The following is an 8,946-nucleotide window of genomic DNA, read 5'->3' as shown; positions in this document are numbered from 1 at the left end:
CGTGTGATCCATCGTGTCTGCCCGGTGCCCTTGGGGTCCAGACTCCGCACGACCAGGTACAGCGTCTTCATCGCCGACTGCTCGTTGGGGAAGTGCCCCCGGGCCCGCACGGCCCGACGGAACCGGGCGTTGAGGGACTCGATCGCGTTGGTCGAACAGATGACCCGGCGGATCTCCACGTCGTAATCCAGGAAGGGCACGAACTCCGTCCACGCCCCGCGCCACAGCCGGCTGATCGCCGGGTACCGGGCGCCCCACTTGTCCTCCACCTCCTCCAGGGCGGCCTCCGCGGCGGCAGCGGTCGGGGCGGTGTAGACGGGCTTCAGGTCCTTGGCGAGCTCGTCCCAGTACTTCCGCGAGGCGTAGCGGAACGTGCCGCGGATCAGGTGGATGATGCACGTTTGGACGATCGCGGCCGGGAAGACCGCGTTGACGCTGTCGGGCAGGCCCTTGAGCCCGTCGCAGACCACGAAGAACACGTCCTTGACCCCGCGGGACTTCAGGTCGTTCAGGACCGCGTACCAGAACTTCGCGCTCTCCCCGTCGCCGTCCCCGGCCCACATCCCAAGGATGTCCTTGTGCCCGGCCAGGTCCACCCCGATCGCGGCGTACACGGGCCGGTTGCGGACCTGCCCGTCGCGGACCTTCACCATGATCGCGTCGATGAACACCGCCGCGTAGACCTGCTCCAGGGGCCGGGCCCACCAGGCGGTCATCTCCTCGATGACGCGGTCGGTGATCCTCGTGACGGTGTCCTTGGAGACCTCCGCGCCGTAGACCTCGCCCAGGTGGGCGCTGATTTCCCCGGTGGTCAGGCCCTTGGCCGAGAGCGAGAGAACGACCTGGTCCAGGTCCGACAGCCGCCGCTGGCGCTTCTTGACGATCACCGGCTCGAAGCTGGCTTCCCGGTCGCGGGGGACCTCGATCTCCACGGGGCCGGCGTTGTCGGTGATGACCGTCTTGGACCGTCGCCCGTTGCGCGAGTTGCCGCGGTTGCGGCCCCCGGGCTCGCCGTGCTCGTAGCCGAGGTGTTCGTTCATCTCCTCGTCCAAGGCGGCCTCGACGACCATCTTGGTCAGCTGCTTCAGCAACCCTCCCGGACCGGTCAACGCCGCCCCGTTCGCTCTAGCCTGGCGGACCAGCTCCCGGACGGTTTCCTGCTCCGCCGCAGACAGCTCCGGTGTCTCTTCCGGCTGCTCGCCGGGTGTCGGTGGGCTCACGTCCACCAGTGTCTCGATGTTCTCGCTCATGTCGACCCTCCAACCCCATTCGGGGCGATTGGGCCTCTTACACCGTTACTGCGATAGTCCCCCGGGGCCTTCCCGCGTGCCGGTGACGGGCCGGATGCGCCGTCAGTGCCCGTAGAAGAGCCGCTCGAACACCGCCCGGGCCTTGCGGGTGGTGCGCAGGTAGTCCTCCTCGAGCTGCGCGGCCCCGCCGTGGGGGTACCCGCACCAGCGGGCCACCGCCTCGAGATCGGCCCGCTTCGAGGGCAGGGCGTCGGAACGGCGCCCGGTGCGCAGCACGTTGCCGTTGCGTACCGCCGTGGCGAGCCGCCACGCGGCGGACAGGGCGGTGGCGTCCTCGGCGCTGACGAGCCCCGCCTCCTCCGCGGCGTGCAGGGCCCGCAGGGTGCTCGTGGTCCGCAGCCCCTGGATCCGGTGCCCGTGCTGCAGCTGCAGCGTCTGCACGAGCCACTCGACGTCCGAGAGCCCGCCCCGTCCCAGCTTCACGTGCCGGGACGGGTCCGCGCCCCGCGGCATCCGCTCGTTCTCCACGCGGGCCTTCATCCGCCGGATCTCCAGCAGCTGGCGCTCCGTGAACTCCTCGGGGTAGCGGCGCGGGTCGATGACGCGGCGGAAGGCGGCCGCCAGGTCGTCGCTGCCGGCCACGGGCAGCGCACGGGTGAGCGCCTGGAACTCCCAGGTCAGCGCCCACCGGGCGTAGTACTCCGCGTAGGACTCGACCGAGCGCACCATGGGCCCCTGCTTGCCCTCGGGCCGCAGGTCGTTGTCGATCTCCAGCACGCGCTCGGCCACGATGGGCGGTGTGCAGGGCGCCTTGAGCAGCTGCACCATCCGCTGCAGCAGCGTCTCCGCCTGCTCGCGGGCCGCCGCGGGGTCCGCGTCCCCCACCGGGTCGTAGACGTACATGACGTCGGCGTCGGAGCCGTAGCCGATCTCCCGCCCGCCCTGCCGGCCCATCGCGACGACGAGGACCTCGGCGAGCCGCCCGTCCCGGTCGTAGACCTCCCGCTCGGCCACGTGCAGGGCGCCCAGGAGGCAGACCCGGTCGATGTCGGACAGCGCCTCCACGACCTGCTCGACGTCGAGAAGCCCGGACGTGTCCGCGAGCGCCACCCGCAGCTCCTCGCGGCGGCGGATCAGCCGGATCATCCGCACGGCCTCCCCCGGGTCCGGGTGGCGGGCCATCTGGGCGAGGATCTCGCTCCACAGTGTCTCGAAGGACACAGGGCAGAGCTCGTCGTCCTGGCCCAGCCACGCGGTCGCCTCCGGGGAGTTCTCCAGCAGGTCGGTGACGTACCGGGAGCTCGAGAGGATCTGGCACAGCCGTTCCGCGGCGGCGTTCGAGTCGCGCAGCAGTCGCAGGAACCAGGGGGTGGTGCCGAGGGACTCGGAGAGCCGCCGGAAGCCCAGCAGCCCGGCGTCGGCGTCGACCCCGTCGGCCAGCCACTCCAGGAGCACGGGCAGCAGGGTGCGCAGGATCTCGGCCCGCCGGCTGACGCCGCGGGTGAGCGCCTCGATGTGGCGCACGGCCGCCTTCGGGTCCCGGTAGCCGAGGGCGGCCAGCCGGTCCCGCACCGACTCGGCCGACAGCTGCGTGTCGGTGTCGGGCAGGTGGGCGAGCGCCGCGAGCAGCGGCCGGTAGAAGATCCGCTCGTGCATGCCCCGCACGCTGCGCTTGACCTTGCGCCACTCCTCGAGCAGCGAGTCCCCGGAGGGGCGGGCGGTGTCCGCGGCGCCGCACAGCGACCGGGCGATGACCGTGAGCTCCTGCTCCCCGCGCGGCATGAGGTGGGTGCGGCGCAGGCGGAACAGCTGGATGCGGTGCTCGAGCAGGCGCAGCCAGCGGTAGTGGGCGGAGAACTGCTCGCTGTCCCGGCGTCCGATGTAGCCGCCCTCGGAGAGCGCGGTCAGGGACTCGGTGGTGGCCTGCGTCCGGACCCGCTCGTCCGTGCGCCCGTGCACCAGCTGGAGGAGCTGGACGGTGAACTCGACGTCGCGCAGGCCGCCGGGGCCCAGCTTGATCTGGCGCTCGCCCTCGGCGGCCGGGATGTTGTCGGTGACCCGCCGTCGCATGGCCTGCACGGACTCGACGAAGCCCTCCCGCGCGGAGCTGCGCCACACGAACGGCTCGATCGCCTCCCGGTACGCCGCTCCGAGCTCCGGGTCCCCGGCGATGGGCCGGGCCTTGAGCAGGGCCTGGAACTCCCAGGACTCGGCCCACCGCTCGTAGTAGCGCACGTGGGAGTCCAGGGTGCGCACGAGCGGCCCGTCCTTGCCCTCGGGCCGCAGGTTGGGGTCCACCTCCCACAGCGGGGGTTCCGCGCCGCGGGCCATGAGCGCCCGGGCCGTGCCCGTGGCGAGGGCCGTGCCGATGACGGTGGCCTCCGCCCCGTCCAGGGGGTCGGAGCCGTCCGGGTCCTCGACGGACATGACGTGGACGACGTCGACGTCGGAGATGTAGTTCAGCTCCCGCGCACCGCACTTGCCCATCCCGATCACGGCGAGCCGCACCCGGTCGACGGTCTCGGGGGCCCAGGTTCCCGCCGCCTCCGCCCGGGAGACGGCGAGCGCGGCCTCGAGGGCCGCGGCGGCGAGGTCGGCCAGCTGACGGCCCACCGCGGGCATGTGGTCGGCGGGGTAGAGGGCCCCGACGTCGCGGATCGCGATGCGAGCCAGCTCCCGCCGGTAGGCCACGCGCAGGGCGCTGCAGGCCGTGTCACCGGTCTCCGCCGCCACCGGCGTGCGCGCGGCGGGATCCGCTCCGACCGCCGTCAGCAGCGCGTCGCGGAACTGCTCCGCGGGGATCTCCTCGGGCTCGGCGGCGGCGGGCTCCGCGAGCAGGTCCAGGTGCTCGGGGCGCCGGAGCAGGAACTCCCCGAGCGCCTCGGAGGCACCGAGCAGGCGGAACATGGTCTCGGAGGCCTCCGGGCCCGCGTTGATCCGCTCGGCGAGCTCCGGGGAGCCCTCGAGGAGCCGGACGGTGAGCCGCAGGGCGACGTCGGGCGAGGCCGCCAGTGACAGGCCCTCCAGCAGCCGGTCCAGGTCGACCTCGGCGAGCTCCGGGAAGCCGAGCCAGCGCTGGGCGTTGCCCGTGTCGGCGAAGCCGACCTTGATGAGGCGGCCGGACGCGACGGGGTCCGGGGCGGCCGCCGACTGGGGAGGGTGTGTCATGGGGACGGTCCGTCCGGGGTCAGAGGATGCCGAGGTTGTTCTTGAGCTCGAAATGCGTGACGACCCGGCGGTAGTCGTTCCAGTCGCGGCGCTTGTTGCGCAGGAAGTAGTCGTAGACCTGCTCCCCGAGCAGCTCGGCCATGAACTCCGACTCCTCGGTCTCGCGGATGGCGTCGTACAGGCTCGAGGGCAGCGGGTTGTGGCCGAGGGCGCGGCGCTCCGCGGAGCTCATCGCCGCGACGTCGTCCAGCTCGACCGGCGGGAGCTCGTACTCGTTCTCGATGCCCCGCAGCCCCGCGGCCAGCAGAGCGGCGTAGGACAGGTACGGGTTCGTGGCGGAGTCGATGCCGCGGTACTCGATCCGCGCGGCCTGCACCTTGTCCGGCTTGGACAGCGGCACGCGTACGAGGGCGGAGCGGTTGTTGTGCCCCCAGGACTGGTAGGAGGGCGCCTCTCCCCCGCCCCACAGCCGCTTGTAGGAGTTGACGAACTGATTGGTCACCGACGTGAACTCGGGGGCGTGCCGCAGGATGCCGGCGATGAAGTGCCCGGCCGTGCGGGAGAGGCGGAACTCGGAGCCGGCCTCGAAGAAGGCGTTGGTATCCCCCTCGAACAGCGAGAAGTGCGTGTGCATGCCCGAGCCGGGGTGCTCCGTGAACGGCTTCGGCATGAAGGTCGCGTAGAGGCCCTGCGAGAGCGCGACCTCCTTGATCACCGTGCGGAACGTCATGATGTTGTCGGCCGTCTGCAGGGCGTCGGCGTAGCGCAGGTCGATCTCGTTCTGCCCCGGGCCCGCCTCGTGGTGGGAGAACTCGACGGAGATCCCGACGGCCTCCAGCATGCTCACGGCCTTGCGCCGGAAGTCCTGCACCACACCGCCCGGCACGTGGTCGAAGTACCCCTCGTGGTCCACGGGGGTGGGCCGGCCCTCGGTGTCGAGGTCCGCGGACTTCAGCAGGTAGAACTCGATCTCCGGTGCCGTGTAGCAGGTGAAGCCCATGTCCGAGGCCTTCTCCAGGACGCGCTTGAGCACGCCGCGCGGGTCCGACGAGGAGGGCTCACCGTCCGGGGTGAGGATGTTGCAGAACATCCGCGCGGTGGGCTCCGTCTCGCCGCGCCAGGGCAGGATCTGGAACGTGGAGGGGTCCGGCTGCAGGAGCATGTCCGCCTCGGAGACCCGTGACAGGCCCTCGATGGACGAGCCGTCGAAGCCCAGTCCCTCCTCGAAGGCCGCCTCGACCTCGGCGGGGGCCAGGGCCACCGACTTGAGGCTCCCGACGACGTCCGTGAACCACATGCGCACGAAGCGGACGTCGCGCTCCTCGATGGTCCTGAGGACGAACTCCTGCTGACGGTCCATGGTTGCCTTCCTCGTCTTCCTGCCCGCGGCTCCGGCCGCGGGTGCTGTGCCGGCCGGGCACGACTGCTGTCCTGCCCACTCTAACGCGCGGCCCCGCCGCGCCCCCGGGCGGGACGGGCGAGGACGGGTGCGCCCGATAGGGTGGGGCCATGACCCAGGAGACACCCCGCCCGGCACCGGGCGCGCTGGACGTGCGCCGGGTGCGCACGCACCATCTGCGCGAGGCCAAGCGCCGGAGCGAGAAGTTCACGATGCTCACGTGCTACGACTCCCTGACGGCTGCGATCTTCGACGCGGCCGGCGTCGACTCGCTGCTGGTGGGCGACTCGGCGGGCAACAACGTCCTGGGCCACGCCAGCACCCTGCCCGTCACGGTGGACGAGCTGCTGCCGATGTGCCGGGCCGTGTCCGGGTCCGTCGAGCGCGCCTTCGTGGTGGTGGACCTGCCCTTCGGCTCCTACGAGGGCTCCCCCGAGCAGGCGGTGGCCACCGCGGTGCGCTTCCTCAAGGAGGGCGGCGCGCACGCGGTGAAGCTCGAGGGCGGGGCGTGGTTCACCCCGCACGTCGAGGCCATGGTCCAGGCCGGGGTGCCCGTCGTGGCGCACATCGGCTTCACCCCGCAGAGCGAGCACGCCCTGGGCGGGTACCGGGTGCAGGGCCGGGGCGACGCCGCGGAGGCGCTCGTCGAGGACGCCCGTGCCCTCGAGGCGGCCGGGGCCTTCTGCGTCCTCATGGAGATGGTGCCCGCCGAGGCCGCCGCGACCGTGGACGCCGCGGTCGAGGTCCCGACCATCGGCATCGGTGCGGGCGCCGCCACCACGGGACAGGTGCTCGTGTGGCAGGACATGCTGGGACTGCGCCGGGGCCGGATGCCGCGCTTCGTCCGGCAGTACGCGGACCTCCACGGAGTGGTCTCCGACGCCGTGGGCCGCTACGTCGAGGACGTCCGCGCGGGGACCTTCCCGGGCCCGGAGCACGGTTTCTGACCCACCGCCCCGGCCGCGAGCGCCCCTGACGCGCAGCCCCCACGGGGCGGTGCGCCTTCGGCCGCTCATCCCTCGTCGAAGGCCCGGTCCTCCTCGTCCCACTGCCGGGTGCGCTCCGCGGCCAGCTTCAGCGCGTTCTGCGCCTCCTCGCGCGTGGCGTAGGGCCCGAGCAGCTTGCGGTAGTCCGACTGCGGGCCCTCCTCCACCTGGTGGGTGTAGACGTTGAACCAGTACTCGCTCATGACCTCTCCTCTCGGTGGCCGCCGGGCCCGGGCGACCGGGCCGGCTCCGTGCCCGGCGCGCTAGGGTAGATCCTAGGCCCGCACCGGCCCGGACGGGGCCGGCACATCCGATCCAGGAGGTCCAGACCCCAGTGCCCACGCACAACCTCACCGCGCCCGCCCCCGGCGGCACCGCCCCCGTCGGGGCTCTCGTCCCCGGCTCGCTCACCCCCGCCCGGCCCGTGCCGGCGGCCATCCCCCGCCCGGAGTACGTCGGCCGGGCGGAACCGGACGAGGGCCGCGGCGGCAACGTCTACACGCCGGACGAGATCGAGCTCATCCGCGAGGCGGGCCGGATCGCGGCCCGCGCCCTGCAGGAGGCCGGGCGGGCGGCCGTGCCCGGCACGACCACGGACGAGCTCGACCGGATCGCCCACGAGTACATGTGCGACCACGGGGCCTACCCCTCCTGCCTGGGGTACCGGGGGTTCCCCAAGTCCGTCTGCACGTCCCTCAACGAGGTGATCTGCCACGGCATCCCCGACTCCACGGTGCTGGAGGAGGGCGACATCATCAACCTGGACGTCACGGCCTACAAGAACGGCTTCCACGGCGACACCAACCGGATGTTCCTGGTGGGCGAGGTCGACGAGCAGTCCCGCCTGCTGGTCGAGCGCACCGAGGAGGCCCTGAACCGGGCCGTCAAGGCGGTCCGTCCGGGCCGCGAGATCAACGTCATCGGCCGCGTCATCGAGAAGTACGCCCGGCGCTTCGACTACGGCGTGGTGCGGGACTTCACGGGCCACGGGGTGGGTCGCGAGTTCCACTCCGGGCTCATCGTCCCCCACTACGACGCCGCACCCTCCTACGCCACCCTCATGGTCCCGGGCATGGTCTTCACGATCGAGCCCATGCTGACCCTCGGCACGATCCAGTGGGAGCAGTGGGACGACGACTGGACCGTGACCACCCGCGACCGGCGGCGCACCGCGCAGTTCGAGCACACCATGGCCGTCACCGAGGACGGGGTGGACGTCCTCACCCTGCCGTAGGCCCTGCCGTAGGCCCTGCCGTAGACTGCCCACTGATCAACCGACCACGGCCCCCCGAGAGGACCGCTCCATGACCACACCAGACCGCGACGCCGCCACCGTCCCGAACCGCCGCGTCATCGGCATCGACTTCGGCGGCACCGGGACCAAGGGCGGGATCGTGGACCTCGACACGGGCGAGCTCGTCGGCGAGCGCTTCCGGATCCCCACGCCGCGCCCGGCCACTCCGCAGAAGGTCGCCGAGGTGGTGCAGCAGATCGTCGCGGAGCTGCAGTCCCGCCCGGAGGCTCCCGCCCCGGACTCGCCGGTGGGCATCGTCTTCCCGGCGATCATCAAGGAGGGGGTCGCCCTGTCCGCGGCGAACATCGACAAGTCCTGGATCGGCACGAACGTCGACGCGCTCATGACCGAACGGCTCGGCCGCCCGGTCGAGGCCCTCAACGACGCCGACGCCGCGGGGCTGGCCGAGGCCGTCTACGGCGCGGGGCAGGGCGTCAAGGGCCTGGTCATCGTGATCACGCTGGGCACCGGGATCGGTTCCGCCCTGATCCTCAACGGGAAGCTCGTCCCCAACGCCGAGCTGGGGCACCTGGAGATCGACGGCCACGACGCCGAGACGAAGGCGTCGGCCGCCGCCCGCGAGCGCGAGGACATGCCGTGGAAGAAGTGGGCGACGACCCGGCTGCAGCGCTACTTCAGCCACGTGGAGTTCCTGTTCTCGCCCAACCTCTTCATCGTCGGCGGCGGGGTGTCGAAGAAGGCGGAGAAGTTCCTCCCCTTCATCGAGCTGCGCACGCCCGTGAAGGTCGCCGAGCTCCGCAACAACGCCGGCATCGTGGGCGCCGCCCTGTGGGCCGGCATCCCGCACGCGCCGGAGAGCTGAGCCCGGGCCCGCGACGACGCCCGGCC

At 72.1% G+C, this 8,946-nt stretch carries 7 protein-coding genes; 3 read left to right on the top strand and 4 right to left on the bottom strand.

What is annotated here, in order from left to right; all coding sequences use genetic code 11:
* The 3 genes from ACH9D2_RS06230 to glnA form a co-directional block, all read right to left on the bottom strand.
* Positions 1-1,250 (bottom strand): IS256 family transposase (locus ACH9D2_RS06230; RefSeq protein WP_396361974.1); only part of this gene is annotated, 1,250 nt, incomplete at its 3' end.
* Positions 1,251-1,352: 102 nt separating this feature from the next.
* Positions 1,353-4,418, bottom strand: coding sequence for a bifunctional [glutamine synthetase] adenylyltransferase/[glutamine synthetase]-adenylyl-L-tyrosine phosphorylase (locus tag ACH9D2_RS06225; protein WP_396361972.1), 3,066 nt, complete (start codon positions 4,416-4,418; stop codon positions 1,353-1,355).
* 19 nt (positions 4,419-4,437) lie between these two features.
* Positions 4,438-5,778, bottom strand: coding sequence for a type I glutamate--ammonia ligase (glnA, locus tag ACH9D2_RS06220; RefSeq protein ID WP_396361970.1), 1,341 nt, complete (start codon positions 5,776-5,778; stop codon positions 4,438-4,440).
* Between the two features lie 149 nt (positions 5,779-5,927).
* On the opposite strand from glnA, the gene panB reads away from it, so the two are divergent.
* A complete protein-coding gene (gene panB, locus ACH9D2_RS06215; RefSeq protein WP_396361968.1) occupies positions 5,928-6,764 on the top strand; it encodes a 3-methyl-2-oxobutanoate hydroxymethyltransferase in 837 nt (278 codons plus the stop codon).
* 65 nt (positions 6,765-6,829) lie between these two features.
* On the opposite strand, the gene ACH9D2_RS06210 is transcribed toward panB, so the two are convergent.
* Positions 6,830-7,006, bottom strand: a complete 177-nt coding sequence (locus ACH9D2_RS06210; protein WP_157571329.1) for an SPOR domain-containing protein — start codon at positions 7,004-7,006, stop codon at positions 6,830-6,832.
* 131 nt (positions 7,007-7,137) lie between these two features.
* On the opposite strand from ACH9D2_RS06210, the gene map reads away from it, so the two are divergent.
* Positions 7,138-8,037 (top strand): type I methionyl aminopeptidase, encoded by a 900-nt coding sequence (gene map / locus ACH9D2_RS06205; protein ID WP_396361965.1) that lies wholly within the window; start codon positions 7,138-7,140, stop codon positions 8,035-8,037.
* A gap of 70 nt (positions 8,038-8,107) precedes the next feature.
* Positions 8,108-8,920: a polyphosphate--glucose phosphotransferase gene (gene ppgK, locus ACH9D2_RS06200; protein ID WP_396361963.1), complete on the top strand. Its 813-nt coding sequence runs from the start codon at positions 8,108-8,110 to the stop codon at positions 8,918-8,920.
* The last annotated feature ends 26 nt before the right edge of the window (positions 8,921-8,946 follow it).

This window comes from Kocuria rhizosphaericola (assembly GCF_044462205.1).
Taxonomy (GTDB): Bacteria; Actinomycetota; Actinomycetes; order Actinomycetales; family Micrococcaceae; genus Kocuria; species Kocuria rhizosphaericola.
This window is presented reverse-complemented; position numbering and strand designations above follow the sequence as displayed.